Source organism: Dehalobacter sp. DCM, from assembly GCF_024972775.1.
Classification (GTDB): Bacteria; Bacillota; Desulfitobacteriia; order Desulfitobacteriales; family Syntrophobotulaceae; genus Dehalobacter.
Map to the genome: position 1 here is coordinate 4,083,802 of NZ_CP092282.1, position 26,702 is coordinate 4,110,503.

Here is a 26,702-nt window from a genome sequence, read left to right on the forward strand (position 1 = left end):
ATAGCTTATGCTGATTCTTCTTTTTTGTTATTAACGGTCACCAATTCCGGCTCGATTCGTTGGAGAATCGTATCCTTAGTGACAATACATTTGCTGACATCGGAGCGCGTGGGAATGTCATACATCACATTGAGCATGACTTCCTCCATGATTGCCCGAAGTCCCCTGGCACCCGTATTTCGACGAATGGCTTCTTCCGCTATGGCTCTGAGCGCATCGTCCTTGAACTCCAAAGCAACGCCATCCATCTCCAGAAGCTTTTCATACTGTTTCACCAACGCATTTTTCGGCTGGGTGAGGATGTTGACCAAGGCATCCTGATCCAGCGCATCCAGCGTGACGATGACTGGGAGTCTTCCAACAAATTCTGGAATAAGCCCAAATTTCAGAAGGTCAACAGGCAGAATCTGCCTGAGGGTTTCCCCAACGTTTTTCTCCGTTTTCTTCTGAACGTCCGCTCCAAAACCCATCACTTTCTTACCGATGCGATTCTGAATGATTTTGTCGATGCCATCAAATGCGCCGCCGACAATAAACAAAATATTGGTGGTATCAAGCTGTATAAATTCTTGATGTGGATGTTTGCGTCCCCCCTGAGGCGGCACACTGGCAACTGTTCCCTCCAATATTTTCAAGAGAGCTTGCTGCACCCCTTCACCGGAAACATCTCTGGTGATTGAGGGGTTCTCCGATTTTCGAGCAATCTTATCGATCTCGTCAATATAGATAATCCCTCTCTCCGCCCGCTCGATATCATAATCTGCTGCTTGAATCAGCTTTAAGAGGATATTTTCTACATCTTCGCCGACATAACCGGCTTCAGTGAGTGAGGTCGCATCCGCGATGGCGAAAGGTACATTGAGCACCTTGGCTAAGGTCGACGCTAAGAGCGTTTTTCCCGAACCGGTAGGTCCCAGCATAACGATGTTTGACTTTTGAAGTTCAACATCATCGACTTTCATGCCAATGCTAATCCGTTTATAATGATTGTAAACGGCTACCGACAATGCTTTCTTTGCTTCATCCTGACCAACAACATATTGATCAAGGATACTTCTGATTTCTTTCGGTTTGGGGATTTCTCCAATTTCTGATCCCGAATCATCCTGGAGTTCCTCTTCGATGATTTCATTACAGAGTTCGATGCATTCGTCACAGATGTAGACACCCGGACCTGCAACCAATTTTTTGACCTGCTCCTGAGTTTTACCGCAAAATGAACACTTCAGCTGGTTCTTCTCATCATTAAATTTAGCCATTCATGCTCACCCCTTTACCTGAGAATTCCTCTGCGTTTTAAATTAAGTTCTTTCATTTTCCTCCATGTCGGTATTCTCTGTATCGGTGTTAGTAATACCGTCTCCGGGTATAATGTTTTCCTCTAATATTCTACGCTTACTCGGCAGTCTCCTGCCCATCGCCGTTGTTTTTAATTAAGAAATCGACAGTCTTTTCGGAGATCAATCCGGCTTTGAAATAATTCAGTTCACCGCGTGCCTCCAGCGCCGCTTTCAGTTCTTCCGGCGTGCGTCCGTACTGCTCGGCAAGTTTTACAATTTCAGCTTCTACCTCTTCATCACTGACGTCAATACCTTCTTTTTTGCTGATTGCTTCAATAACAAGCTCTGTTTTCAAGCCATCTCTAGCCTGTAGATCAAAGTTTGCTCTCATTGCTTCCTTGTTGCTGTTGAGATATTGCATATACTGTTCTAATGATATCCCTTGATAAGAAAGGTTTTGTTGAAGGTCTTGTAAAAGCCCGTCAATACGTTCCTGAACCATGCCTTCCGGAAGTTCACACACCGCTTTTTCAACAACCGCTTTAATGATTTCTGCCTTGTATTCATTATCGCGTTTACCTTGAGCCGCCAGTGCCATTTTTTCCTTAATATCCTGCTTTAATTCATCAAGAGTTTCAAATTCACTGATATCCTTGGCAAACTCATCGTCAAGGGTCGCAATCAATTTACGCTTGATCCCGTTGATTTTGACTTTAAACATGGCATCTTTTCCGGCCAGTTCTTGACTGTGATATTCCTCCGGAAACTTAACGTTGATTTCTAGTTCCTGGCCATTCTTCGCACCAATTAATTGTTCTTCAAAACCGGGGATAAATGTACCGGAACCAATGGTTAATTCATGATTCTCGCCTTTACCGCCTTCAAAAGGTACATCGCCTAAAAATCCTTCGAAATCAATAATGGCAATATCCTTGTCGATAACTTCACCGTCTTCGACCGGCATCAGTGTCGCATGTCTATTCTGACGGCGTTCCAGTTCTTCGGCCACTTGCTCTTCGGTAATTTCAACCGGTTGTTTTTTGACTTCAAGACCGGTATATTGTCCCAACTCAACGTCGGGCTTCGTTTCAACAGTAACCTTAAAGATCAAGTCCTTATCTTCCTCAAACTGAACGATCTGCAAAGACGGACGAGAGACCGGTGTGATCGAATTTTCCTGATAGGCTTCAAACATAGCAGGATAGGATAATTTCTCAAGAACATCGTTTTTGATTTGTTCCTTATCAACATACCTTTCTATTATATGCTTGGGGGCTTTTCCTTTGCGAAAACCAGGTATGTTCATTCCCTGCCCGGCCCTTCTTATTGTCCGGTCGAAGGCGGCTGAAACTTCTTCAACGCCAATCGTGATTTCCAATTCATACGCATTTTTACTCTTCTTTTCAACTGTAACTGACATGTCGCTCCTCCTTGGAATTTACGTAAACTCTTATATTATATTTATTATTATCAGCATTTGCGTTCCAAGATATTCTAACCTATTTTGCTGAATGCCAAACTTGACCTAATCAATAATTTGCAAATAAATCCAACCCATGATTCTGATTAATACGGCTAGAAAGGGGAAACATCTGTCTCCCCTTTTTCAGTAAACCCGATATTTGACTTAATAATATTATCAGAACTTGGATAAAGAATCAAGAAAAACAAATGTTTTTAGCTAATCGCTTCTGCATGGATACCCTTTGCTTTTTGCGTCTTCCTTTGCTGCAGAATAAAATTAACCGCATTTTCCGTCGGATTTGCCGGCAAGACCCTTCGCGCCGCCAGACTCATTTGTACCAGCTGCTCCGGATGGTTAACCCATTCTACTACAGAAGCAATCAATTCATCAGTGGTTTCAACCATTTTCCCAGCTCCCCCGGCTTCAATGAATAATGCATTGCCTTTTTCATGACCGGGTATGGGCTTATACATCAGCATCGGCAAGCCCATGGCGATCGCCTCTGAAATCGTTAATGCGCCGCCTTTAGTAATCAATAGATCCGACGCCGCCATTAACTCCTGGACGTTTTCCACATGGCCGAAAAGCTTGACTCCCAATTTATCTTCGACGATATTTTTCTTTAATTCACTGTATAACTCTTTATTCGATCCACACACCACTAAGAACTGGGCGGATATTTCCGCAGATAGGGTATAGAGGATGTCCCTGATTTCTTCAACACTGCTGACAGGTTTGCCATTAAGTCCCATGACCAGTATTGTTTTGCCATCGGCTTTGAGCGCCAGTTTCTGTCTTGCCGCCGTTTTGGATACCGATTGGCTGAAGCTAGGTCGGATAGGAATCCCTGTGGGCATGATTTTTTCCGTTGCAACACCGGCATCCATCAAACGTTTACCGACATTTTTGTCACCCACGATATATTTATCCGTTCCGGAGTGGATCCATAAGCCGTGAACAAGATAATCCGTAACGACGGTGACCAGCGGTACATTGATCAAGCCCTTTAATTTCAGTTCACCCATGATCGCTGCAGGAATGAAATGCGTACTGACAATGACTTCCGGCTCATATCGCCAAATTTGATCCAATACTTTCTTCTTTTCCATTCCCTTGGCTATTTTACGGCAATCTTCCGCGGTGATACTGGATGTCTTTTCGAAAATCACACGCCATAGCTTTGGTGTTTTTTTAATCATTGTCGAATAGGCTTTTCTAAGAACATAATCTTTAATGAAGAAGAAGGAACCAAAATCAAGATGTTTAGCTTCGATAGAAGCAGAATTCATGCGCAGTGTTTCCGTAAGCGCTTCCCCGGCTTGAAAATGTCCCTCGCCGTATTGCGATGAAAAAATCAGGATACCTGACACTTCATTTCCCCTCCGTTATGTAACGGTATGTATGTCTCTTTTTGTCTATCTTATTATAAACAAGATTTCTTTATTCTATATTAAAGAATCATAAGTTCTTATTTAAATCACAGTGAAAGAACTGTTAATCTTAAAAACAAAAACGTTATCCTCATTATAATAGGCACCTACGGTCCCGTAAAGAGAAGAAATTTTATATTCATAAAAACATCCCAAATTCGCCACCGATGGCGAATTTGGGATACCGTCTCTTTCCATTGGTAAAAATAAGTAAAACTTGGCTGGCGCCAAGTCCTTAGACGAAGGCGGCAGCCATAGCTGCACTTATGTAATTCAGAACGTAAATCGAACTTCCTGGAACAGAAAGTCACTTATACTTTCTGATATACGAAAAAAGCAAACCCGCATAGACAGCGGATTTTCAGTCAAATGTGGTGCGGAAGACAGGACTTGAACCTGCACGGAATTACCCGCTGGAACCTAAATCCAGTGCGTCTGCCAGTTCCGCCACTTCCGCAATAAAGCAAAAAACTTATTAATTTGATGGCTGGGGTAGATGGATTCGAACCACCGATGTCGGAGTCAGAGTCCGATGCCTTACCGCTTGGCGATACCCCATCGTCGGAACAGTCATGCTTCACTTTATATATTCTAACGAGAAATTCTGTTTTGTCAATGCTTTCACAACATAAAATAGTATCTCTGCGTTTTCCAGAATCAATACCCGGGAAATAATAGAAATTAAAAAATGACCGTTGCATCTATTTCATGAAACGGCCATCTTATTTCTCAATAGAATATAACATTGCATCGCCTGCCTTACTCGTTGCAGCTATTTCATCGGGCATTGGAAGTTTTTACAGAAGGAATTGAACCCAAAAAGATAGAGGGCCGCTTTTTCGATGCGCATATTTTGCCATTGCGTCGTATCAATTTTTTCTCCAAAACGATTCTCTGCAATTCCATTAAGTTTGATCCATCCCGCCGTGCCTTCACTTAGTCGCAGCACCCATTCACCTTCGGTACTGCCTATTTCGATCCGCAAATTACAGCGAGCATGGAATATTTCAATCAGCTTAACAAAAAGACTGAATAAGTAGTCATTCGCATGCACAGCTTCCTCAGAACGGATCATTAAGTCATTGCAAATATCTTCGACCAATACAGATATACCTTTGGCTGGATTATACCGATGGTAAAAGGTCGTCGAGAGCGATCCATAATTGATAATGCCTGCGCTATAATCAATGGAGAGAGGGTTTTCTAATTCCTCGCAGGTTAAAACAAGATGATCCCGGGAAATCTGCCAATTGCCCTTAAGCCTCTTTAATAACAAATCAGCGATTTGAAATGACAATATATAGGTAGAAATCTGCTTTTCGTCCCTGAATGTACATCCTGTGCAATCACAGTCCTTATCCTGATTATACGCTATAGATGATATCCTCATCATAAAAACCACTCCTTAGTTTCATTATTTAGAACGCAATTTTATTATTACTGTATTTTTGCAGGTTTTGTTTTATTCTTTAAAACTTTGTTCCATTATTATTTTAAAAAAATTTAATTTGTATCATTATATGAAACATCGTTTTATTTATTGACTAAAAAATGTATTCTGAATTTTTAAATTATATCTGTTTCTCCTGGTTGCAAACCCGCAGATCGAAAATTCAGAATATTTCATGTTCGGGGTATATTATATTATGTACTTATTTCTTTTTCGAGTCAAGTACCTTTACGCGACGAATTCAAATACTTTATTTCACAACTTTATTCACCGACTTCGGATATTCATCGGCATTAAACACTAACGATTTACGCATAAGGACTGGCTGGTTTGTTATACCCTAAACGGGAAGATATACTTTGCCCCGCGCGTTTAATTTCCAATCCGATCCGTTCCAACCCTTTCTCTTTCATCCGGTTGATTGGACCGGAAACACTGATTGCGCCTATCGGTCTGCCAGTATAATCAAAAATGGCTGTTCCAATATTAATAACCCCAAAATCATTCTCTTCAGCAGCTATGGCAATGCCGGTCTTTCTAATTTCGCCAAGCTGGGCGATCAATAAATCGGGGTCGGTCAGCGTAGCCTGGGTAAATCGTGGCATCCCTTTGAGTTTTAGAAGGTAACGTACTTCTTCCTCCGGCAATGCCGAAAGAATGGCCTTGCCAACGGCTGTACTGTGCATATACCCTCTGCTCCCCTCTTTGGAATGCATTCCAATAAGTTGGGAACTTTCCTTATGGTCAATAAACACAACCTCGCCATTATCGTGAAGAACTAAGTGCACCACTTCATCAAAGGATTTCGCTAGGCTAAGCAAATAGCTTTCGGCCACACGACGTATTTCCAGCTTTTGAATATAGACGATACCCAAATCTACTACCTTTATTCCGAGATGATAGTGTTCTGTGTCCTTCTCCTTTTCAACATACCCCCGAAGGCAGAGTGTCTGAAGGATACGATGAACGGTACTTTTATGAAGACCAACCCGGTTACCAATCTCTGTAACCCCAAGGGATTTTTCGGAGCTTGCCAATACCTCCAGTATATCCAGAGCTCTATCCACGGTCTGAACATGTCCTTCGATCAAGCCGTTATACCTCCATTTCCATCGTTCTTCATTAATACCAATATTATTATCCGTTAAAACTTAGGCTAATACAATAAGTATATGTTTAAAGATAAATTTCACAAAAAAACTTTTCATTTTTAGGAAAATTGTGCCAGTTTATCCATTTATACGTTATAATACTTTTAGAGAATAAAATAGACGTATCTATTAGGAGGTTGCACTCATGACGACGTCAACAATCAAATTAAAATCACTGCTGGTCAGCTTATGTTTACTTATGTATACCTTTGTAGCTCCCCTCGCTTCTGAGGCTGCGGTATCACTCTCGGCTCCTGCAAACGTAACCGCTTCAGTCCTGAGCCCGACTGAGATCATTCTGACCTGGAATACCGTAACCGGAGCGGATACCTACTCCATCTATCGGGCCACATCATATTCCGGCAGTTATTCCGCGGTAGTGTCCACGTCTTCGCTGTACTATAAAGACACAGGATTAACACCAAGTCAGACCTATTACTATAAAATCATCGCGTCAAATACATCCGACTCCAGTAATTACTCATCGGCTGTCTATGCAACGACATTTGCCGGTTTTACCAACGTCTCCGCAGTTTCAGCCAGTCTGGGACAAATTTACCTGTCATGGTATGCTGTCAGCGATGCCTCTTCCTATGCGATTTACCGTTCGAGTACATATTCAGGGAATTATACGGAAATAGGTACTACTGCGTATAGCAACTTTACCGACAGTGGTTTGTCTTCCGGGAGTACCTATTATTATAAAATCTATACTGTGGGAGGTGCTTCTTCGGGTGTATCTTCCTCTATTGTCTATGCAACAGCAGGCAGCAGCACGGTGTCAGGACCAACACCGACACGTCTGTCCGGAGGCGACCGTTATGATACCTCCGCGCTCATTTCTCAACATGGCTGGACTTCCTCCACCTACGCTGTCGTTACCAGCGGTGAAAATTATCCTGATGCGTTGTGCAGTTCACCGTTAGCCGCCAAATACAACGCGCCGATTTTGCTTACGAACCGAAATTATTTAAACTCAAAGACACGCTCCGAGCTCTCCCGTCTGCGCGTCTCTTATGTTTTTCTTATCGGCGGGACCTCTGCAATAACTACGGGTGTCGAGCAGGAAATCCGAAATATGGGGATATCGGTATCTCGGATAGCAGGAGTCAACCGCTATGATACTTCCGCCAAAATTGCCCTGAATCTGGGGGGCTATAATCAGGCCGTTATCGCCACAGGCGAGAATTTCCCGGATGCGTTATCGATAGCCCCTATCGCCGCCAAGAAAGCTATCCCGATCCTTCTCGTTTCCAGATATGATTTGCCGGATGCAATTAAATCGGCTTTAAACAGCACTTACAGCACGTATGTCATCGGGGACACGACGGTCATCGGTACCAATGTCTTTAGCCAATTACCTTCAGCCAAGCGCCTTAGCGGAACAAATCGCTATGAGACCAACCTGAAGGTTGTCAAAGAGTTTTCCGGCGAACTAAATTTTTCTTCCACGTATGTGGCGACGGGGCAGACTTTCCCGGATGCCCTGGCCGGTTCTGCTCTGGCTGCCAAGACCCAATCCCCGATCCTCCTTGTGGGCAGTCAGCTCAGCACATCGACCGCCTCTTACTTAAGTGATAACAAGAGCAAAATCAGCAAGATCGTGACCCTAGGCAGTACTGGTGCTGTATCCGCTTCCGTCCAAAATGCAATCATGAGCTCATTTATTTCAGCACCTTCAAGCCCAGCCAACCTTACTGCCAAAGCGATCAGTACCAATCAAATTGCTTTATCCTGGCCTTCTTCCAGCGGTGCTTCATCTTATGCGGTCTATCGCTCGACATCGTATAACGGGGCTTACACGCAGATTGCTACCGCCGCGTCTACGGCGTATGTAAACAGCGGTCTATCTGCAAATACGACGTATTACTATCGCGTGAAAGCTGTCAACAGCACCGGCGCCAGTATATATTCATCCACTGCCAGTGCCAAGACCACAATCACGGTACCGAACGCTCCCACCAATCTTAAAGCTGTTCCGGTCAGCTCCAGCCAGATAACCTTATTCTGGTCTCCGTCAAGCAACACGACTTCGTATTTAATATACCGCGCAACATCCAGCACCGGTTCCTATACGCTGGTGGCGTCAGAAACACTGACCACATATACCAATAGCAGCCTTTCAGCGAATACGCCCTATTATTATAAGATTCAGGCTGTCAACAGCGCCGGGTATAGCAGCTATTCCACTGTTGCCAGCGCCACCACGTTAGCGGCTACCCCTTCCGCCCCGTCTAACCTGACAGCCACAGCCTCATCCACCGTTTCCACCCAGATCGGATTATCGTGGTCCGCCGTCAGTGGTGCAACGTCTTATTCCGTTTATCGCGCCACGTCAATCAATGGCACGTATAACCTGGTTACCACAACGACAGCAACCGCCTACACCGATACAGGACTTACCGCCAATACTACGTATTACTATAAATTGAAAGCGACGAACAGTGCCGGCAGCAGCGGCTATTCCAATACCGCCAGCGCGACGACCATCGCATCCACCAAGCCAAATGCGCCAACGGATCTCACCGCCTCAGCAATCAGTACAACTCAAATCCAGCTCGACTGGACTGCCTCAACGGGTGCCGCGACGTATACCGTCTATCGTTCAGATTCGTTAAATGGAACGTACACCGCGATAACAACCGTTGCTGCAACGACCTACACCAATACCGGACTGACTCCCACCACAAAATACTACTATAAATTGATTGCCACAAACACTGCCGGCAGCAGCGGCTACTCCGCTGCAGCTGACGCAACGACACTTACAACGAATACAGCTCCGACAGCCCCCACGAATCTAGAGGCTTCAGCCTCGAGCGCTACACAGATCAGCTTATCCTGGTCCGCTGCGACCGGCGCAAGCACCTATACCGTATACAGATCAAGTTCTGAGCCGGGCAGCTATACAGCGGTTACGACCCTCTCCGGTACAGTGTATACCGACAGTTCACTGACCCCAAGCACAACCTATTATTACAAGGTACTGGCGACAAATGCCTTTGGTAACGGGCCATTCACGAATCCCGTTTCCGCCACCACATTGCCTTCGGCCCCTGCTGCTCCCACTGATTTACAAGCGACAGCCGATAGTTCGAGTCAAATCAGTCTGACCTGGACACCGGTTGCCGGCGCAACTTCCTACACCATTTACCGTTCATCCTCTTCCGAAGGGACATATACGCCCATTGCTCCGCCAGTCCCTGCCGGACCTTACGCGGATACCGGTTTAACGGCAAATACCACCTACTATTATAAAGTCAGTGCCAATAACGCGGGTGGATCCAGCAATTTATCTGCCACGGCTAATGCTACGACCGCTCCCTGAGCCATATGGTCTGATCTGGTCTCATATCGAACAGTTAGTGCGGTAATATTTTAGGTATAACAAAAGCCGTTACACATGGATTCTATAACTCATGATATGCTCCCTTCTAGGTAGACAAGTGAAATAATAAAAACTTGTTGCTTAGAGGGGAGTATATTTTATGTCAAAGAGAAAGATATCTGGCAACGAGAAGTTAACTGCTGTATTACGGTATCTAGATGGAAAAACTAGCCAAAATCAGATTGCCCGTGATCTTAATGTAAGTTTAGCATCTGTTCAACAATGGATTTTTAATTATGAGTCCATGGGAGCCGATGTTTTCTTAATGAAAGGAACTAAAAAATACACAAAAGTACTTAAGATACAAGCTGTTGAAGATTATTTAGCTGGTTTGGGCTCTCAAACTGATATTTGTAAAAAGTATGGAATTCGATCAAAAGGTAAGTTACAACGCTGGATAAAACAGTATAATGGTCATGAAGAACTAAGGTCTTCTGGAACAGGAGGAAGTACCATCATGACCAAAGGAAGAAAAACCACTTTCGATGAACGCGTTGAAATCGTGCGGTATTGCATTGCACATGATCATAATTACGCAGAAACATCTGAAAAACATCAAGTATCCTATCAGCAGGTGCGTAACTATACTGTTAAATATGAAGTCTATGGGGTTGAAGCATTAAGAGACAATCGGGGGAAGCGAAAGTCTCAGGATAAGATGAGTGAATTAGAAAAGCTGAGAGCTGAAAATAAGATTTTAAGAGCAGAAAAAGAACAGGCCGAAATGGAGGCATCTTTCTTAAAAAAACTCGAGGGGATAGAGAGGAGGCGGGACTAAGCCTGGTTCGCCATGAATTTATATATCAGGCTATAAAAGAAGAAAACCAAGAACATAATTATCCGATCAGCACCCTATGTAAGTTTGGAAAGGTATCACGAGCAGCATATTATAAGTGGCTGCATAGAGAAATACCTGAAAGCGAAGCAGAAAATCTTCGTATCGCTGATGAGATTGAAAGAATTCATGAGGAAAGCCCAGATAAAGGGTATAGAAGAATCAAGGATGATCTTGAGCGGTATCATAATATAAAAGCGAATGACAAGCGAGTTTTACGCATTTGTCGTAAGTTAGATATAAAATCCACCATTAAGTATTCAAACAATGGGTGTACACGACAGGCAGCCAATCCACAGTATATAGCAGAAAACATACTAAATAGAGAATTCACCTCTGGAGCTCCAAATGAAAAATGGCTTACAGATGTAACAGAATTCAAGTATTACGTTGGAATAATAAAGCACAAACTATATCTTAGTGCAATATTAGATTTATACGATAGACGAATAGTTTCATATATTATACGTGATTCTAATAATAACGCGCTGGTATTCGATACATTTGATGCTGCCATTGAAGCTAATCCGGACGCACATCCAATCTTTCATAGTGACAGGGGATTCCAATATACGAACAGAGCATTTCATGCGAAGCTTGAAGCAGCTGGAATGACCCAAAGTATGTCAAGAATAGCCAAATGTATTGATAATGGCCCAATGGAAGGCTTTTGGGGGATTATTAAACGAGAACGCTATTACGGAAAAAGATTTACCAGCAGAGACTCTGTAGTAGAAATGATTGAGGAATATATCGATTACTATAACAACAAACGATTACAGAGGAATCTTGGTGTATTAACACCTTTGGAGAAACACGAAAGTTATTTACAAGCAGCATAAAACTGCCAGCAGGTTATACCTACTGGCAGCAGAGTTTTATTTTTTTAATTGTCTACTTGACGGGGAGCGGTTCATCATGTGTAACGGCTTTATCTTTTGCCAATAATTAAGCTGTCACTTCAATCATAATGGAACGATTAAATGTCTCGAGGGCATCATAGAAAGCTTGAATATTGTCTTGCGGGCTGCCTAAGGGCACGTCACAGCCTGTTGACAGGACAAAATTCTTATAGATAGCTGCTTTCCACAGTAGCTCTTCTGTCGCTTTTTTAACATCATCCGTACTGCCGAATCGCATCACCTTCACTGGATCGATATTTCCCATGGCAAGTCTCCCCCAGGGTACTTGCGGCATTATTTTCATCATGTCGACGGCATTGCCGAAATGCAATCCCATGGCTCCGGTCGATACCATTGACGCTACCAATTTTTCTGCATTACCGCAGTTATGGAGAATAACCATGAAATAATCATCCTGGATCGCGTCGACGATCTCTTTGACATAGTTGGACGAAAACTCTTGGCACAGTCCGGGCGAAAGCAAACCGGCGGCCGGCTCAGCAATAATAATCCCGTTAGCACCTGCGACTTTGAAAGCCAGCGCGTATTCGATCAGGAACTTGGTGCATTTCTGCAGCAACTCATGAATTTCATCCGGATCTTCCATGATTGCCGTCATAATCTCCGTCATGTCATATAAGCGTCCGGCTAAGGAATATGGTCCAATCATCCCGGCAAAGGTCGGCCGATCTTTTATCTGAGCGGCTGCAAGTTCAGCTGCTTTGATGTATTCTCCTGTCCGGCCATCGCCAACTTTAGGAATACTTAGTTTGGCAACATCTTGAACGTTATCGATAACTCCGTTTATAACAGTAGGTACTTCAATCTCCGTAAAACGGATTTCCGCCCCAAAGGCCTCGGCTTCTACCGACAGATCCATGCAAGTCACATTGGCGATAGACGGATATTTCTCGGACAGCACTTTAATGCTTTCATATTGATTCTTCCCATTGCTGGCAACATCCAATACGTTCATCGACTTGAGCTCGGCACCCGGGAAAGAAATGATCGGCATTGCTTTGGTATCCTGCGAACGAAGTAAGTTGTACATCCAATTCTTCATATTTCTTTTCATTTTTAATTCCCTCCAGTCTGTAATAGACGCCTGATATGTAAATGCAAATTCATCATGTATCTACTTGTATAACCTTGTATATACTAGATGTTATTGATAGTATATCCTATATTTATCATCAGGTCAATAACTTTTTGTGAAAATATTCTTTTTCACTTATTATAAATTTACCCTTTGAAACAATTTATCTATCCGAATATATTGCTTCATAATCTGATCCGCCCAGGGTGATGGCTTCCGGAATGGACAACAATTCACGCATACCACGGATACGGTCAATTAAGCGTTGTTTCACTTCCTGATCTGTCGCTTTTCAACCGGAATATGTAATTGTTCCGCTATTTTTCGATAGCGCTGGGGATGAAAAACAATCATAGCTGGCGAAAAACGATTTCCTTAATGAACGCATCGATGATTCTGACGGCCTCACTCTGCTGCTCATCCGCAGTTATTTGGGCTATGCCATCGCCCTTTTGCAGACCGTAATTTCCAAACTGCGCATGATTTCCGCCTTTGATCTCGTACACATTTTCTTTATAAGTTATCTTTGAATGATCGAGCACTGTATCATTACTTCCATATAGGGTGAGCGACCTGTCATATGGATATTCGCCGTAGACATAGGCAGCGCACACTTAATCTACATATGGGGTGAATGATGGGATTTGCTCCGCTTCGCCTTCGGCTCCGCTATCACGCCGCGGCGGGAAAATGCTCCCATGGGTCGCATTTTCTTTTTCCGCCGGTTCAAATCCCATCATTCTTAATTATAAAAGCTTCATCTTACGATGAAGCTTCTTGTTTACATATGGGGTGAATGATGGGATTTGAACCCACGCGTGCCGGAGCCACAATCCGGTGTGTTAACCGCTTCACCACATCCACCATGTTTAATTACTTTGTTTCAGATTTAATATTTTAGCAAATTCGATGGATAAAATCAATTGTTTTTTTATGGCGCGCCTGGAGAGATTCGAACTCCCGACAACCTGCTTAGAAGGCAGATGCTCTATCCGGCTGAGCTACAGGCGCATCGCTGCAAAAACGTCATTTAATCACGCAGAGGGTTCTGTTTAAATCCCTCTGCTCAGTAATAACTTTTTTGGTCGGGGCAGAGGGATTTGCTCCGCCGCTTCGCGGCTATCACGCCAGGTCGGGGAAATGCTTCCATAGGGCGCATTTCTTATTCCCTCCCGTTCAAATCCCTCTGCTCAGTAATAACTTTTTTGGTCGGGGCAGAGGGATTTGAACCCCCGGCCTCCTGCTCCCAAGGCAGGCGCGCTACCAAACTGCGCTATACCCCGTCGCTTTTTGTGACATTGTCTAGTATATCCCATGAAAAAAAACTAGTCAAGAAGCATTATAATAAAATCTAAATGATTATTTCATAAAAATCACTTACTGAAACACTGTCAAACAAATTCAAGATTCAAAATTCAAGATTCACGCTTACAGCCTTAAACCTTCCAAAATGGGAACAGCTTTAGCGAACGCTTGCGCTCGGTGGCTCAGCGCATTTTTTTGATCCAGGCTGAGCTCTGCCATCGTTTTGCCCAAATCCGGAAGATAAAATATCGGATCATAGCCAAAGCCATCGTTACCCTTTTCCTCAAATAGAATCCTTCCGTCAACCGATCCTTCGGTCAAATATTCCCGACCGTCAGGGCAAACAATCGCCAGGCAGCAGCGAAAACGTGCCGTCCGTTTTTCTTCGGGGACTCCTTCCAAATCGTTCAGCAGCTTATCGATATTGCGCTGATCGTTCTTGGGTTCTCCGGCATAGCGGGCAGAATAGACACCCGGCGCTCCGTTAAGCGCATCAACTTCCAGACCGGAATCATCCGCTAAAGTGACCGTTCGCGACAGTGCACAGACGGCTCTTGCCTTGATAAACGCGTTTTCTGCAAAGGTGCTGCCGGTCTCCTCAACCTCTGTATATTCCGGCAAATCACTCAAGGACAAGATTTTCATATCTGTGTTTTTTAGTAGATCTCCGAGTTCTCTGATCTTACCTTTATTCGTTGTTGCCAGCAGGATATCCATGCCTTCTTGCCTCCGTACAGCTCTTTAAATTGCATAAAGCGAATTGCATATTTAAACCCATGTTTAATCTAGTAGACCATTCTCGAATAAGTTATTCAAATTACTCCTGAGTAAAGTCGCCTACACAATGCCGGCGTCAAGCGGAGCATGGATTGCGTAGCGCAACGGTCCATGGCTGGACCTAAGTTAAAATTCGCCAAGGAGGGCAAAAGAATTTTAACTTCCTTAATGCAAATTCATGGAGGGCACAAGAGCCGAAAGCGGTATTGTGCAGGCGACCAGCCCCAAATATGAATAATTGCTAACGTATTAAAAAACGGTATACTAGTGCCCGTTAAATCAGCGCATGGGATCAATAATATCTTCTGCCAGTGCCTGTTTCTGCAATTCCAACAACTTCGTTATTCCTAATTCACCTAGTTTTAAAAACTCGTTAAGATCATTTCGGTCAAATGGCTGTCCTTCTGCTGTCCCCTGAAGTTCCACGAACTTTCCGGATCCTGTCATGACAATATTCATGTCGACTTCCGCCTTGGAATCCTCTTCATATGCCAGATCCACCACCGCCTCGCCATTGACTTTCCCGACAGAGATGGCCGCGATGCTGTCGATCAGCGGATTTTGTCTCACGAATTGATTTTTTATCAGGTAGTTTACTGCATCCGCAAGCGCCACATACGCCCCGGTGATCGATGCGGTCCGCGTTCCGCCATCGGCCTGAAGTACATCGCAGTCCAGCCAGATCGTTCTTTCTCCCAGCTTATTCATATCCACGATCGAGCGCAGTGCCCTGCCAATCAACCGTTGGATTTCCATCGTCCGGCCGCCGAGTTTTCCTTTGGCGGCTTCACGCGGATTACGGATGGACGTTGCTCTGGGAAGCATAGAATATTCAGCCGTAACCCACCCGCTGTTAGTGCCCTTCTTAAACGGGGGAACTTTCTCCTCCACAGTCGCCGTGCAAAGCACCCTGGTTTTTCCCACCTCGATCAGCACAGAACCCTCCGGAACTTCTGTATAGCCTCTCGTTATTTTTACGCTGCGGATTTCATCCGCCTGTCTTCCGTCAAATCGCGTCATAATATCAAACTTCCTTTCTACTCCATGAAGATTGTAGATAAAATTCTTTAGTGTCTATACCTCATTATTTCACACTACGCCGGGTCATTATTCCTGCCGCCGGGATAATGAACGCGATAATCGCGCCGGCAAACAGGGTCAGGATACGTACAACGAGATCATAAAAAAACTGCTCCGGAACCATTTGGATCAGAATATCGGTGGCGGGATCCAATAGCCATAGATCATTCGTGAAAATCACGGCATGAAATTGATTCCAAAATGCCAAAAAGTCACGGGAAATCACAAAGCCGATGATTCCGAATACACAAATAAACAGTGCTGCCCCCAGCAGATATCCGCGTGCCCAAAAACGCCAGTATTCTTTCCTCGTCAGCAGGCGCAATAGGATCAGCAAAAGCAGCAAGCCGGCCATACCCAGATTACGAACAGTCTGGCTCACGGTATACAACCGCTGTACATCCACCATATGGGTCATTTCCTTTTGGTTAAAAACCGGTCGTTCCTGACCGTTAATAACTGCCCGGATATTTAAATCGGCACGTTCTCCCTGAATATAGGCCAGCAATTCTACCGTCGTCTGCTGCAGTTCCTGTTCGGACATGCCAATTTCCTTGGCCGTGTCTAGTTTCGCGTATTCGGACTGATAGAAATCCAAATCCATGGCAGATTGCTCGATAACAGTAAGCAATAACACCACCATTAACACAGCGGCACTTATTATGGAAATAAACCACGCAGCTAACTTTGATACGGTCATTTTCTCCCCTTTATGCTTCCTTATGCTCGGATGTTTTACGCGCCAGCGCAATGCCATCGCCGAAGGGAAGGATACTGATTTCAAAATCAGGCAACCCGCTAAGCTTCTTTAGAAAATCACGCATTTTCCCGACCATCCGATCGTATTTCCGGTGGAAAACGGAATCCGGCACCACCCAGCCTCTGAATAGGACATTATCCACCACAAGAAGTCCGCCCGACACAAGGTGCGGCGTGATCAGATCAAGATATTCCGGATATTCCCCCTTGGCGGCGTCCAGAAAGACGAAATCCATGGGATCCGTTAGTTTGGGAAGGAATGTCAGCGCATTTTCGCAACTGAATGTCACGACAGAATCAAGCCCCGCCGCATGGATATATTCCTTGGCTCTCTCCAGACGATGCTTATTCATATCCAGAGTATGTACTTTTCCGCCGGTTTCCATAGCTCCTCTGGCCAGATAGATCGTTGAGTAGCCAATGGCTGTGCCGATCTCCAGTATGGTCTTGGCGCCGGCTGTTTTGACCAAAAGCTGCAGAAAATGCCCCACTGCCGGAGTTACCACCGGGATCGTTTCCGCTAAAGCTGTCTGCTCCATTTGGCTTAAGAGTTCATCTCGCTGCGGAAGCAGCTCTTCTAAGTATTTTTCCAATTCAAAGGGATAGAACAAAATATCATCTCCGGTATTCTTTCTTGCCGATCTCATAGAGATCCTGACCATGACTATCGATCAGCACAACAGCAGGTAAATCTTCAACGACAAGCCGGCGTACAGCCTCCGTGCCCAATTCCGGATAGGCGATGACTTCCGCTTCTTTGATACAGGAAGCTAACAAGGCTCCCGCTCCGCCGATCGCGCCAAAATAGACAGCGCCGTTAGCTTTGATCGCTGTTTTGACTTCTTCCGAACGCAGACCTTTGCCGATCATCCCTTTAAGGCCTCTAGCCAGAAGCCGGGGTGAATAGGCGTCCATTCGCCCGCTGGTGGTCGGACCGGCTGAGCCGATCACCTTGCCGGGCTTCGCCGGTGCAGGTCCGACAAAATACAAGACCTGTCCCGTGGGGTCAAACGGCAAATCTTCCCCTTTTTCCAGCGCTTCAATCATGCGTTTATGTGCTGCGTCTCTTCCCGTATAAACAACGCCGCTGATCAGAACGTTATCGCCGCAGCGCAGGCTTGCTGCCGCCGTGGCCTCGAGAGGGGCGGTTATTCTGATAACATTACGCATTGGAGGGCTCCCTCCCTTCCAAAATGACTTGACTGTGCCGGGTCACGTGGCAGTTGATATTCACCGCAGCCGGCAATCCGGCGATGTGGGTCGGAAAGACCTCCATGTTCACGGCGAGTGCCGTTGTCCGTCCCCCGAATCCTTGGGGCCCAATCCCCAGATCATTGATGCGGGTAAGCAGTTCATTCTCCAGCTGGGCATATGTGTGATCCGGATTCGCTTCCCCGATTGGCCGAAGAAGCGCCTTTTTGGCTAAATAGGCCGCTTTCTCCATGGTGCCGCCGATCCCTACCCCAACAACGATGGGCGGGCAGGGATTAGGGCCTGCTTTGTCCACCGTGTCTACAATAAAATCCAGCACGGCCGGCAGTCCATCGGAGGGTTTAAACATCTTCAGGGCACCCATATTTTCGCTGCCAAAGCCTTTCGGAGCTATGGTTATACTCAGGTTTGACCCCGGTACGATGTCATAATGGATCACAGCAGGGGTGTTATCGCCGGTATTCACTCTGTCGAACGGATCCTTGACTACGGACTTGCGTAAATAGCCTTTTTCGTAACCTCTGCGCACCCCTTCATTCAGGGCTTCTGTCAAATCACCGCCAACAACGCGGACATCCTGACCGACCTCAACAAAGAGCACCGCCATTCCGGTATCCTGGCAAATCGGCACCCTGTCTGACGCAGCAATTTCAGCGTTTTCCAGCAGCAGCCGAAGCACTTCTCTGCCTTGAGGCGATTCTTCTGTCCTAAGTCCGGCCCGTATGGCATCAATCACATCCTGATTAAGAATGCAATTTGCTTCAATACATAGTTTTTCCACTGCAGCATGGATTTCTTCAATATTAATGACTTTCATTTTGCCCTCCGGTTGATTGCGAAGTAAGTTTTAGGTCTTACAAATACGCGTTGGATTATGTTGCTAAAAATCTATGATTAAGTATAACGCAAATTAAATAAACACGAAAGGGTTCCGGAAAGTCTTAGCTAACGCCAAGCCCAACCAACAAGAAAAAGATGCCAATTAAATTGACATCTTCGCTGTAATACATTCTGTCATAATCAAACTTCCTGTAGGAATCAAACTTCGACACATTCCTCTTTGATGCATTCTTCTTTGACGCTTTCCTCTTTTTTTGAAAGCCGATCCAGTTTATCTGTGAGCGTTTCCATGATACTGATCAACCGCACCCGATCTTCGTGATCATAGGAAGACAATATACTGACGATATGATTCGTCCGCGCATCGATGACTGAACGGATCAACTTCTCCCCTGCCGGCAGAATATTCAGCCTGACGATCCGGCGATCCCGCTTTTCGCGGATTCGTTCCACATATCCCGCCTTTTCCAGTTTATCCGCTAAATCGGTTGCCGTACTGCATGCGGACGAAATCTCTCGGCAAAGTTCACCCATGGTGATCTGCCCTTTTTCATAGATAATCGATAATACGTCAAATTGTTGTCGGGAAATCCCCAGCTTTTCTGCAAAGTCATTCTTTTGCTTGTGGGTCGAAACGCACAGCCTTTGCATTAAAGTATCAAAATGACCCGCTAACTCTTTACTTTCCAACATCAAACACCCCACCTCAAAATCGATACACATTTGCTGGTTAAAACATCATTTGTTATTAATACCAGTTCCCATCTATATTACCATAATCCGGAAATAGTTACTAGCAAATTTAGCATTTTTATGACTAATTTTAAGTAAATTTCCGTTATTTTTATCTTTTTCTGGATGTGAACCTGTAATATAATTAACCATAGGTGAAATATCAATTATAATAGTCGTAATTAACCGTTACTTTATGATGCGGTTTGGCAAAAAAATCAGCTGCCAAAGAGATTAATCGCGCTTGGCGATGCTGTCGCACTATCGGCCGTGCTGCTGTCATTATGTGAATCCGCGTTATCAACTGAACTCTCATCCGCTGCCTCGATCGGTTTATTGGTCTTGTCCACGGAGGAACCAGCGGAATACCCAACGATGTCAGCACGGTAACGCAAATTATCCGTACTCAAGCTGCGATACGTTTTAATTTCCTGGCCCTCGACACGAATGGTGACGATTTCAACCGTGGCGAACTGAGTCAGTGTGTTGACTAGACCATAGAGAGCCGTTTCGGCAGCAACATTACTGTATGGCTGTAAGAATTCCTTACTGAGATCAACGATGGCAATACCGTTCTTGATCGCGATATCTTTTAGTGTTGTCTGCGGATTGACTACCGGATAGGAATCCGTCGCCCCACTGGGACCTAACAGCCATTGATTGACGGTTTCCCTGGCCAAGCTCAACGTCTTAGGGATCGTCCTGCTTTCCTCTATCAATAATTCGCCATTTTTATCGGCAAAATACAACTTCACTGTCTGTTCTCCCTGCTCAGGATTGGTGATAACAGCGACCGTATCATCCGATGATGTATTCCGGTTCAAAATTTGACTTAACGGCGTTTCACCTCCGTTATCTTTGACAAGGCCATCAAGAATATTACAGCCAACCAAGAAAAAAATGGACACGATTGCCAGGGTAAAAGTAAGCAACAGCTTTACTTTCCGCATAGTTATATCTCCTTTCAAATATTTTACGATCTGATAACAATCACCCGAAGCAATTTCGGGAAAAGAAAATATTCTTAAAATAGAATATGCTTTGTCCAATTCAATTAGAATAATGGGGGGCGAATAATATGAAAATCAAAGCGTTGATCGTTGACGACGAATCCCCGGCGCGTAAAGAATTACGTTATCTTCTGAAGCCTATCGAGGATGTACTGATCGTTGGTGAAGCCGAGAATGCACTGGAAGCGATGGAACTGATTGAGAATGTTGATTATTCCGTCATCTTCCTCGATATCAACATGCCCGGATTAAATGGTATAGAGCTTGCCCGGAAGCTATCCAACAGCCCCGACCCACCGGCAGTTATATTCACAACAGCGCATGAAGAATTTGCCTTTGACGCTTTCAGTGTGCATGCCTACGACTATCTGCTTAAACCTGTGCACCCCAAACGATTGGATGAAGCCCTCAATACCGTCCGAAAACGGCTGAAGCCTGTTTCCCAAGCTCCTAAAGTTTCTAAACCTCCTCTCCCTCCGATCCCTTCCCCATCTCCGACCGTAATACCGGATTCAAAAGTGGAATCCGATAAAGACGATGCCACCGAGGTAAGACCGCTTGAGGTGATCGCTGCGGAAAATAACGGTAAAACCATCTTGATCAGACCCGAAGAAATCATCTATATCTCGACGGATAAAGATAATGTCTATGTAAAAACAGAAGGGGAATTCCTGCTTACGCGGTATACACTGCGTGAATTGGAATCCCGCCTTGACCAGAAAACGTTTTTTCGAACGCATCGCTGCTATCTCGTCAATATCAAAAAAATGCGCGAACTTATCCCTTACTTTAACGGAACGTATACGGTGGTTGTCCAGGACAAAGAAAAAAGCGAAGTGCCTGTCAGCCGGACTCAAGCCCGTAAGCTGAAGGATATACTTGGGATCTAGTCGAATAAACGCCCCAGCAGGAAGCCGACTTTTTTAGTCGGTTTTTTATTTTTGGACGTCGAATCTAACGGCACGGCCGCTTTCCCGTCCACCGGAACTTCCGTCGATTCCTCAACATTTACAAAGCACAGCGGCGGATAAAGAACACACCACCAATTGGCCCCCTCCGCCTTTCCGATTTTGATTTCAACGGCTTCATACTCACCGCCGGGCAGAACAATATTGCCATACGACTTGGTCGGGAACGTAAAAACGCCATAGTCAAAGGAAACGGTATTTGTTTTGCCCCACTCCCAAATTACCTGTTGCGAAATCCGGAGCAATTCATCTTCCATGTCTAAGATCATTTCTCTGGATTCCGCCAGAGAGCCGGACTTCGCAAGCCGGGGGGCGACTTCTTTCAGAATGGCATCCCGGACGGCGTATTTTAAACGTTGATCGTCCTCACTGTCAGAATTGGCAATGACGTGGAAACGGATAAGTTCCTGTTTATTCATGTCGGGATTAATGGCTGATGTGGCTGCCGGATTTAAAAATAGAATCCCTGCGCACAGGCTAATGCATAGGATAAGACGATAAATGCTTTTATTCACAATGCCTTTGTTCATAATGTCTTTCTTTACAATTCTCTGCTCGTTGTATTTTTGGTTTTTTCTATAGATATTGAACATAATTCTCTCCTTATGTTATAGCGATAATCCATGGCCCCATGGCAATACAGCCATAGATAAAAATACTCCTCTTGTGGTAATTATTACCACAAGAGGAGTGCCTTATTCATCGCGTTATATTTTATTCAATAGAACAATATGATTCAAGTGGTATAGTTGATCTGCCATTACAGCAGGAAAAGAGTTGATCCAATGCTGCTTGATTTTCAGTCACCGCTTTATCTCGTCTATATCAGTACCATTGCCGGTTTGGCCACAACCGCAGGGTGTCTGCTCGTATTATTGTTAGGAAAACCGCCGGAATTCCTTCTGTCTGTTCTTTTAGCCGGCGCAGGAGGCGTGATGCTGGCGGTGGTCGTTTTTGACCTGTTACCCCTCGCACTGAGCTTCAAACAGCCGCAGATGGTGCTCTATGGCTTTCTGTCCGGTAATGTTCTTATGTTGATAGCCGACAAGATGTTGAAACGCCGCCATGATGGGAATATACTCAGTCGGCAAAGCCGTTTGCAGCGAACGGGTATCCTGATCGCCTCAGGAATCGCTCTTCATGATATTCCCGAGGGCATGGCGATAGCAGCCGGACATGAATCCACCGGCCAGTTAGGTATGCTGATCGCGATTGGCATTGCCCTGCACAATCTTCCGGAAGGAATGGCCACGGCGACGCCCCTGCTGATGGGAGGAACCCCGCGTTTCAAAATCCTGGCCCTCACGTTTGCGATTGCCTTTTTTACCCCATTCGGTGCGATCATCGGTCGTTTGGCAATGGAAGCGGTACAGACATCCTTGTGTTTCTTTATTGCGCTGGCCGCCGGTGCGATGATTTTTCTCGTCTTTGCCGAGTTACTGCCGCTCTCCCGGGAAAACCATCCGGTTTGGGCCTTTCTCGGCGGTACAGTGGGGTTTATAGCTTTTGGGTTAATCTCATCCCTATTACCGCATTGACAGCTATTTCAGTACGGTAGCCGCATAATCCCCCATCGCCTGGTAACCGGCTTTATTCGGATAGGTGCCATTATCCGTGTACTGACTAAGCATATGGTCTTCACTGTCAAAAAGTACGTTTTTAAAGTCCAGAACCGTGATCTTATTTTCCTGGGCATAGGCAACTTCCCATTCTCTGTATTGCTTATACAGCACGTCCGTATCTTTATAGGGTATAGGCAATGCCAATACCGGTACCATATCATTCGCTTTGGCTTTTTCAACCAGAGCCTTGATGCTATTCTGGTAATCCGCTAAGGATGTCCCTCTGATCGCATCCCCGACGCCGGCAAAAATGACGACTTTTCCAGGCTTTTGGGCGGTGACATCCTGATCGAAACGGTTCAACAGATCGGATGCATTCTGGTACGTTTTACCGGCATTGATGACCTCAATTTTAAGCACATCGCCTACGCGCTGGGGCCATGAAGCACTGGGTTCACCCGGATAGCCATAGGTGAAGGAATCTCCGAGGCAGACAATTTTGGTATTGGTTCCATCATTATTGGCAGCCGTGCCATCATCGGGATTAGTCGATGGTTTTTCTGCCGTATTATCCGAATCGGTTCCCGGATTGGTTATATTGCCGTCATTGTTCTGCACGTGCAAATAATTTTCGAACGAAAAGCTGAGTTGTCCAACATGCAAAATATCAAAATACCCCATGACGATGACAATGGCGGTCATCACAATGGAGAGTTGAATAATCCGGATCATCAAACGATATGTACGCAAAGTCAATACCTCCTTACCAATAATTTTCTACATATTTCGTCCAAATCCTCCCAAAGAAAAACATTTTTGGCGCCTCGGATGCGGTGCACTTCATTATTTGCCGCTGCATAACCTGATACATAAGGAGGTGCCTAAAACATGGACTACATTCTTAAAGCGCGCGAGCTCGGTGAAGCCCTGCTCAGTACACCCGAAGTGATCAAACTGAAAGAAGCTGAAGCACAAATCCAAAGTGATCCCGAGTGCGCCAAAGCATTTGCCACGTATCAGGAAAAAGAGCAGCAGATCCTGACAGCCCAAATGTTCGGCAAGGTTGTATCGGAAAAGGACAGTATTGCCCTGATCGATTTGAAAATGCGCTTGGCCAAGCAATATCCCGCCATCCGCAGTTTTTTCAGTGTTCAGCAGGAATTGGAAAAAATAATGGCTTCTGTCAATCTCACCATAACGACTACGATCTATGGGATGCCAAGCGCCGATCAGCTGCCAATACCCGAAGGATTAAAAGGGCTGGCCCAACAGCTCTTAAGCAGTATCGGCGGTGACAGCAATTCACCGACCATGAACATTCCCGAGGGGTTTAAGCTTCCGGACGGATTGAACATGGGAGATATTCTGAATCGTATCAATTCGAAAAGTTAGTACTACTAATCGGAACATGTTTTATTGGAAATTAACCGGCATCTATGAAAAGAGCCTGAAGCAATTCACTTCAGGCTCTTTTCAGTATTTAAATGATATCAGCGACTTATTCAGCGGTATTGACTTCCATTGACGGCGGCTTCATTACATTTTGCTCTTGTTCAGGGTGTCCCATGGTATCATGTGCTGCTGCCGGCGTGTCAGCCTGGGCCGCTATCGGCTGAGTTTGGGGTGTCGTTGGCTGCTGATAATTTCCGGGCATGTAATTAGGCTGTGCTTGCGGGGTATAACCGCCTTGCCTTTGACGCAGTCCCTGCGGCTGTTGTGCATAGCCGCCTTGTGGATATCCGCCCTGGGGATACCCGCCGGGATTCACGCCGCCGGCCGGTCGGGGGTACGGCTGCTGAACATAACCTCCCTGATATACTCCCGGCTGAAAGCCTCTTCGCGAAAAGCCCTGACCCCCATAAGCAGGCTGCTGATATGCTCCGCCCGGATAAGGTCCAGCGGCCGGCCGCGCATAGGGTTGCGCATAAGGCTGTACCGGTGGCGAAGGCGGGATCTGCGTCTGCGGGATGGCCGCTTGTTCGCCGCTTTCAGCTTTTCCCCCGAAACGACTGCCGACAAATCCTTTTACTCTGCCCCACATATCACCGCCTACTTTTTTAACAGGGCCTAAACCGCCAAAGAAGCCTTCTTTGACCTTCATGACGATTGGACCCTGCGGTGCCTGCATGATTCCCTGGGGTCTTTCCAATGAAATAACGACTTTGTCGTAATGCGCTAACGGAACAGTACTCCTGAAATTTGCCTGATACATTCCGTTTCCTGCAGGTTTTAAAGCGCCTGCATAAAATCCATTCTTGCCTTTGTTGTCCACTAAGTAGGCCGCGTACAGTGCCGGCGCATAAGGGCTTACCGTATGCGTAGGCGGCAGGTGGGCTATGACTGAAAAAGTGTTATCACCGCCGATGGTTGCCATTCCACTCCCTGAAAACCCCTCTGACGCAACCAGATTCAGCTGTCGGGATGGCATTAATCCCGGATCTTCAGGAATTCCTCCTCCCATCCCTTGAGAGAACAATCCCAATCCTCTGTTATGTCCGAACATCGCTTTCCCTCCTATGTTTGATATGCATTAATACGCTCATGTATCCATGCTATGACATAATATGTAGGCAATGAGGCAGCGGTTACTTAATTAAAGAAGTGAGCAGCCAAGAATTTACAAAAAAATTGTGTGAAGGCGCAATAAAATGGACTGTTACCAACGTACGATTACGTTGGCAACAGCCCTGTCATAGTTTACGCGTCAGCAATTATACGCAAAATGTGTGATTGCCAATATGCTTGACCACATCCCGTGTTTTGATCCAATTGTCGGTGGCGGTCATTGGATTATAGTAAAATACAGCGCCGTTCGTTGGATCCTGACCCTCTAAGGCTGCCAATGCCGCCTCATACGCTTGATCATCCGGTGTGAGCTCGATTTGTTTGTCATTCACAGCCGAAAACTGTCCCGGTTGATATATGACATCCTTGATCGTGTCCGGAAAATGAGAACTTTCTACGCGGTTTAAGACGACCGCTCCGACAGCAACCTGACCTTCAAAGCTTTCTCCCCGGGCTTCTGCATAGATGATTTTAGCTAAGAGCCGGATATCTTCCTCATCGCACACAATTCCTTGTCCGCGGGAAGGCTCGGATTGACGTTCCTGATCGCAAGCTTCATTATTTAAAGGTTCAGCGTTCAAAGCTATTTGCGAGTCGGCGGAGTCGGCTTCAGTATTGTTTAACTGGGGCATAGTGATAACCGAAAAGGATATGCTGTCATCATCGTTAGATATCATATCTTCAATTCTGGATGTCAGCCGATCGAATATACGTAAGAAATCTGTTTCCCTGGCTTTTTCGATAATGGTTTCGTTTATTTCCCATACCTTCGAAAAGACACTTTCTGATGGTTTTTCCGTAAGAGCATAGGCATGTTGAGTGGAAGCGCTGAGGAATAGCACGGTAGTCAGGACTATCGCTAAACCTCTGCGACATCGTCGGTCTACCAAAAAAA

Annotated in this window: 25 protein-coding genes and 5 tRNA genes; 6 read left to right on the forward strand and 24 right to left on the reverse strand. The window is 45.4% G+C overall.

Going from position 1 to position 26,702, the window contains the following annotated elements; genetic code table 11:
* Positions 1 to 5 precede the first annotated feature (5 nt).
* The 7 genes from clpX to LPY66_RS19130 form a co-directional block, all read right to left on the reverse strand.
* The gene (clpX, locus tag LPY66_RS19100; protein ID WP_337985831.1) at positions 6 to 1,259 is read right to left on the reverse strand and encodes an ATP-dependent Clp protease ATP-binding subunit ClpX; all 1,254 of its coding nucleotides are present in this window, start codon (positions 1,257 to 1,259) and stop codon (positions 6 to 8) included.
* Positions 1,260 to 1,395: 136 nt separating this feature from the next.
* Positions 1,396 to 2,700 (reverse strand): trigger factor, encoded by a 1,305-nt coding sequence (gene tig, locus LPY66_RS19105; RefSeq protein ID WP_337985832.1) that lies wholly within the window; start codon positions 2,698 to 2,700, stop codon positions 1,396 to 1,398.
* 257 nt (positions 2,701 to 2,957) lie between these two features.
* Complete coding sequence (locus tag LPY66_RS19110; protein ID WP_337985833.1) at positions 2,958 to 4,115, reverse strand: MGDG synthase family glycosyltransferase; 1,158 nt, start codon at positions 4,113 to 4,115, stop codon at positions 2,958 to 2,960.
* Between the two features lie 432 nt (positions 4,116 to 4,547).
* Positions 4,548 to 4,632 (reverse strand) — tRNA-Leu (locus LPY66_RS19115).
* Positions 4,633 to 4,659: 27 nt separating this feature from the next.
* Positions 4,660 to 4,733: transfer RNA gene (locus tag LPY66_RS19120), tRNA-Gln, on the reverse strand.
* Between the two features lie 214 nt (positions 4,734 to 4,947).
* On the reverse strand, positions 4,948 to 5,568 hold the full coding sequence (locus LPY66_RS19125; protein WP_337985834.1) for a hypothetical protein: 621 nt from the start codon (positions 5,566 to 5,568) through the stop codon (positions 4,948 to 4,950).
* Between the two features lie 365 nt (positions 5,569 to 5,933).
* On the reverse strand, positions 5,934 to 6,716 hold the full coding sequence (locus tag LPY66_RS19130; RefSeq protein WP_337985835.1) for an IclR family transcriptional regulator: 783 nt from the start codon (positions 6,714 to 6,716) through the stop codon (positions 5,934 to 5,936).
* A 205-nt stretch (positions 6,717 to 6,921) separates the two neighbouring features.
* Between LPY66_RS19130 and LPY66_RS19135 the strand changes: the two genes are divergently transcribed.
* The 3 genes from LPY66_RS19135 to LPY66_RS19145 all read left to right on the forward strand — a co-directional run bounded on the left by LPY66_RS19135 (position 6,922) and on the right by LPY66_RS19145 (position 11,841).
* Positions 6,922 to 10,104 (forward strand): cell wall-binding repeat-containing protein, encoded by a 3,183-nt coding sequence (locus tag LPY66_RS19135; RefSeq protein ID WP_337985836.1) that lies wholly within the window; start codon positions 6,922 to 6,924, stop codon positions 10,102 to 10,104.
* 160 nt (positions 10,105 to 10,264) lie between these two features.
* Complete coding sequence (locus LPY66_RS19140) at positions 10,265 to 10,942, forward strand: helix-turn-helix domain-containing protein (RefSeq protein WP_337984414.1); 678 nt, start codon at positions 10,265 to 10,267, stop codon at positions 10,940 to 10,942.
* Between the two features lie 20 nt (positions 10,943 to 10,962).
* The gene (locus LPY66_RS19145) at positions 10,963 to 11,841 is read left to right on the forward strand and encodes an IS3 family transposase (protein WP_337988035.1); all 879 of its coding nucleotides are present in this window, start codon (positions 10,963 to 10,965) and stop codon (positions 11,839 to 11,841) included.
* Positions 11,842 to 11,947: 106 nt separating this feature from the next.
* Here LPY66_RS19145 and LPY66_RS19150 read toward each other — a convergent pair whose 3' ends face one another.
* The 13 genes from LPY66_RS19150 to LPY66_RS19210 all read right to left on the reverse strand — a co-directional run bounded on the left by LPY66_RS19150 (position 11,948) and on the right by LPY66_RS19210 (position 20,652).
* Positions 11,948 to 12,976 carry a uroporphyrinogen decarboxylase family protein gene (locus LPY66_RS19150; protein ID WP_337985837.1) on the reverse strand — a complete coding sequence of 343 codons (1,029 nt, stop codon included), beginning with the start codon at positions 12,974 to 12,976 and terminating at the stop codon, positions 11,948 to 11,950.
* Between the two features lie 371 nt (positions 12,977 to 13,347).
* Positions 13,348 to 13,611 carry an alpha/beta hydrolase gene (locus tag LPY66_RS19155; protein ID WP_337985838.1) on the reverse strand — a complete coding sequence of 88 codons (264 nt, stop codon included), beginning with the start codon at positions 13,609 to 13,611 and terminating at the stop codon, positions 13,348 to 13,350.
* Between the two features lie 174 nt (positions 13,612 to 13,785).
* Positions 13,786 to 13,861: transfer RNA gene (locus LPY66_RS19160), tRNA-His, on the reverse strand.
* Positions 13,862 to 13,931: 70 nt separating this feature from the next.
* Positions 13,932 to 14,008 (reverse strand) — tRNA-Arg (locus LPY66_RS19165).
* Between the two features lie 195 nt (positions 14,009 to 14,203).
* A tRNA-Pro gene (locus LPY66_RS19170) sits at positions 14,204 to 14,280 on the reverse strand.
* Between the two features lie 145 nt (positions 14,281 to 14,425).
* Positions 14,426 to 15,019, reverse strand: coding sequence for an XTP/dITP diphosphatase (locus tag LPY66_RS19175; RefSeq protein ID WP_337985839.1), 594 nt, complete (start codon positions 15,017 to 15,019; stop codon positions 14,426 to 14,428).
* Positions 15,020 to 15,358: 339 nt separating this feature from the next.
* Positions 15,359 to 16,099 carry a ribonuclease PH gene (gene rph, locus LPY66_RS19180; RefSeq protein WP_337985840.1) on the reverse strand — a complete coding sequence of 247 codons (741 nt, stop codon included), beginning with the start codon at positions 16,097 to 16,099 and terminating at the stop codon, positions 15,359 to 15,361.
* A gap of 64 nt (positions 16,100 to 16,163) precedes the next feature.
* Positions 16,164 to 16,859 (reverse strand): TIGR01906 family membrane protein, encoded by a 696-nt coding sequence (locus LPY66_RS19185; protein WP_337985841.1) that lies wholly within the window; start codon positions 16,857 to 16,859, stop codon positions 16,164 to 16,166.
* Positions 16,860 to 16,869: 10 nt separating this feature from the next.
* Positions 16,870 to 17,529: an O-methyltransferase gene (locus LPY66_RS19190; RefSeq protein WP_337988142.1), complete on the reverse strand. Its 660-nt coding sequence runs from the start codon at positions 17,527 to 17,529 to the stop codon at positions 16,870 to 16,872.
* A gap of 4 nt (positions 17,530 to 17,533) precedes the next feature.
* Positions 17,534 to 18,088, reverse strand: coding sequence for a Fe-S-containing hydro-lyase (locus LPY66_RS19195; protein WP_337985842.1), 555 nt, complete (start codon positions 18,086 to 18,088; stop codon positions 17,534 to 17,536).
* Positions 18,081 to 18,947 (reverse strand): fumarate hydratase, encoded by an 867-nt coding sequence (locus LPY66_RS19200; RefSeq protein WP_337985843.1) that lies wholly within the window; start codon positions 18,945 to 18,947, stop codon positions 18,081 to 18,083. The genes LPY66_RS19195 and LPY66_RS19200 overlap by 8 nt, the downstream gene beginning before the upstream one ends.
* A gap of 221 nt (positions 18,948 to 19,168) precedes the next feature.
* On the reverse strand, positions 19,169 to 19,663 hold the full coding sequence (locus tag LPY66_RS19205; RefSeq protein ID WP_337985844.1) for a MarR family winged helix-turn-helix transcriptional regulator: 495 nt from the start codon (positions 19,661 to 19,663) through the stop codon (positions 19,169 to 19,171).
* 257 nt (positions 19,664 to 19,920) lie between these two features.
* Entirely contained in the window at positions 19,921 to 20,652 is a 732-nt protein-coding gene (locus LPY66_RS19210; protein ID WP_337985845.1) for a GerMN domain-containing protein, read from the reverse strand.
* A 128-nt stretch (positions 20,653 to 20,780) separates the two neighbouring features.
* On the opposite strand from LPY66_RS19210, the gene LPY66_RS19215 reads away from it, so the two are divergent.
* Positions 20,781 to 21,602, forward strand: coding sequence for a LytR/AlgR family response regulator transcription factor (locus LPY66_RS19215; protein WP_337985846.1), 822 nt, complete (start codon positions 20,781 to 20,783; stop codon positions 21,600 to 21,602).
* Here LPY66_RS19215 and spoIIR read toward each other — a convergent pair.
* Complete coding sequence (spoIIR, locus tag LPY66_RS19220) at positions 21,599 to 22,210, reverse strand: stage II sporulation protein R (RefSeq protein WP_443112503.1); 612 nt, start codon at positions 22,208 to 22,210, stop codon at positions 21,599 to 21,601. The two genes, LPY66_RS19215 and spoIIR, sit on opposite strands and share 4 nt — an antisense overlap.
* Before the next feature lie 255 nt (positions 22,211 to 22,465).
* Between spoIIR and LPY66_RS19225 the strand changes: the two genes are divergently transcribed.
* Positions 22,466 to 23,218: a ZIP family metal transporter gene (locus LPY66_RS19225; protein WP_337985848.1), complete on the forward strand. Its 753-nt coding sequence runs from the start codon at positions 22,466 to 22,468 to the stop codon at positions 23,216 to 23,218.
* A gap of 3 nt (positions 23,219 to 23,221) precedes the next feature.
* Here LPY66_RS19225 and LPY66_RS19230 read toward each other — a convergent pair whose 3' ends face one another.
* On the reverse strand, positions 23,222 to 23,992 hold the full coding sequence (locus LPY66_RS19230; protein ID WP_337985849.1) for a GDSL-type esterase/lipase family protein: 771 nt from the start codon (positions 23,990 to 23,992) through the stop codon (positions 23,222 to 23,224).
* Between the two features lie 138 nt (positions 23,993 to 24,130).
* Here LPY66_RS19230 and LPY66_RS19235 point away from each other — a divergent pair, with 138 nt between their 5' ends.
* Complete coding sequence (locus LPY66_RS19235) at positions 24,131 to 24,634, forward strand: YlbF family regulator (protein WP_337985850.1); 504 nt, start codon at positions 24,131 to 24,133, stop codon at positions 24,632 to 24,634.
* Positions 24,635 to 24,740: 106 nt separating this feature from the next.
* Here the strand turns inward: LPY66_RS19235 and LPY66_RS19240 are convergent, their stop codons facing one another.
* Entirely contained in the window at positions 24,741 to 25,745 is a 1,005-nt protein-coding gene (locus LPY66_RS19240) for a hypothetical protein (RefSeq protein WP_337985851.1), read from the reverse strand.
* Positions 25,746 to 25,953: 208 nt separating this feature from the next.
* On the reverse strand, positions 25,954 to 26,697 hold the full coding sequence (locus LPY66_RS19245) for a cell wall hydrolase (RefSeq protein WP_337985852.1): 744 nt from the start codon (positions 26,695 to 26,697) through the stop codon (positions 25,954 to 25,956).
* Positions 26,698 to 26,702: the final 5 nt, after the last annotated feature.

Coding starts and splice junctions, on each gene's coding strand:
- LPY66_RS19135 (WP_337985836.1), top strand. CDS start 6,922: ATGACGACGTCAACAATCAAATTAAAATCACTGCTGGTCAGCTTATGT.
- tig (WP_337985832.1), bottom strand. CDS start 2,700: ATGTCAGTTACAGTTGAAAAGAAGAGTAAAAATGCGTATGAATTGGAA.
- LPY66_RS19175 (WP_337985839.1), bottom strand. CDS start 15,019: ATGGATATCCTGCTGGCAACAACGAATAAAGGTAAGATCAGAGAACTC.
- LPY66_RS19215 (WP_337985846.1), top strand. CDS start 20,781: ATGAAAATCAAAGCGTTGATCGTTGACGACGAATCCCCGGCGCGTAAA.
- spoIIR (WP_443112503.1), bottom strand. CDS start 22,210: ATGAACAAAGGCATTGTGAATAAAAGCATTTATCGTCTTATCCTATGC.
- LPY66_RS19210 (WP_337985845.1), bottom strand. CDS start 20,652: ATGCGGAAAGTAAAGCTGTTGCTTACTTTTACCCTGGCAATCGTGTCC.
- LPY66_RS19235 (WP_337985850.1), top strand. CDS start 24,131: ATGGACTACATTCTTAAAGCGCGCGAGCTCGGTGAAGCCCTGCTCAGT.
- LPY66_RS19140 (WP_337984414.1), top strand. CDS start 10,265: ATGTCAAAGAGAAAGATATCTGGCAACGAGAAGTTAACTGCTGTATTA.
- LPY66_RS19150 (WP_337985837.1), bottom strand. CDS start 12,976: ATGAAAAGAAATATGAAGAATTGGATGTACAACTTACTTCGTTCGCAG.
- LPY66_RS19195 (WP_337985842.1), bottom strand. CDS start 18,088: ATGCGTAATGTTATCAGAATAACCGCCCCTCTCGAGGCCACGGCGGCA.
- LPY66_RS19205 (WP_337985844.1), bottom strand. CDS start 19,663: ATGTTGGAAAGTAAAGAGTTAGCGGGTCATTTTGATACTTTAATGCAA.
- rph (WP_337985840.1), bottom strand. CDS start 16,099: ATGACGCGATTTGACGGAAGACAGGCGGATGAAATCCGCAGCGTAAAA.
- LPY66_RS19225 (WP_337985848.1), top strand. CDS start 22,466: ATGCTGCTTGATTTTCAGTCACCGCTTTATCTCGTCTATATCAGTACC.
- LPY66_RS19185 (WP_337985841.1), bottom strand. CDS start 16,859: ATGACCGTATCAAAGTTAGCTGCGTGGTTTATTTCCATAATAAGTGCC.
- LPY66_RS19200 (WP_337985843.1), bottom strand. CDS start 18,947: ATGAAAGTCATTAATATTGAAGAAATCCATGCTGCAGTGGAAAAACTA.
- LPY66_RS19125 (WP_337985834.1), bottom strand. CDS start 5,568: ATGATGAGGATATCATCTATAGCGTATAATCAGGATAAGGACTGTGAT.
- clpX (WP_337985831.1), bottom strand. CDS start 1,259: ATGGCTAAATTTAATGATGAGAAGAACCAGCTGAAGTGTTCATTTTGC.
- LPY66_RS19240 (WP_337985851.1), bottom strand. CDS start 25,745: ATGTTCGGACATAACAGAGGATTGGGATTGTTCTCTCAAGGGATGGGA.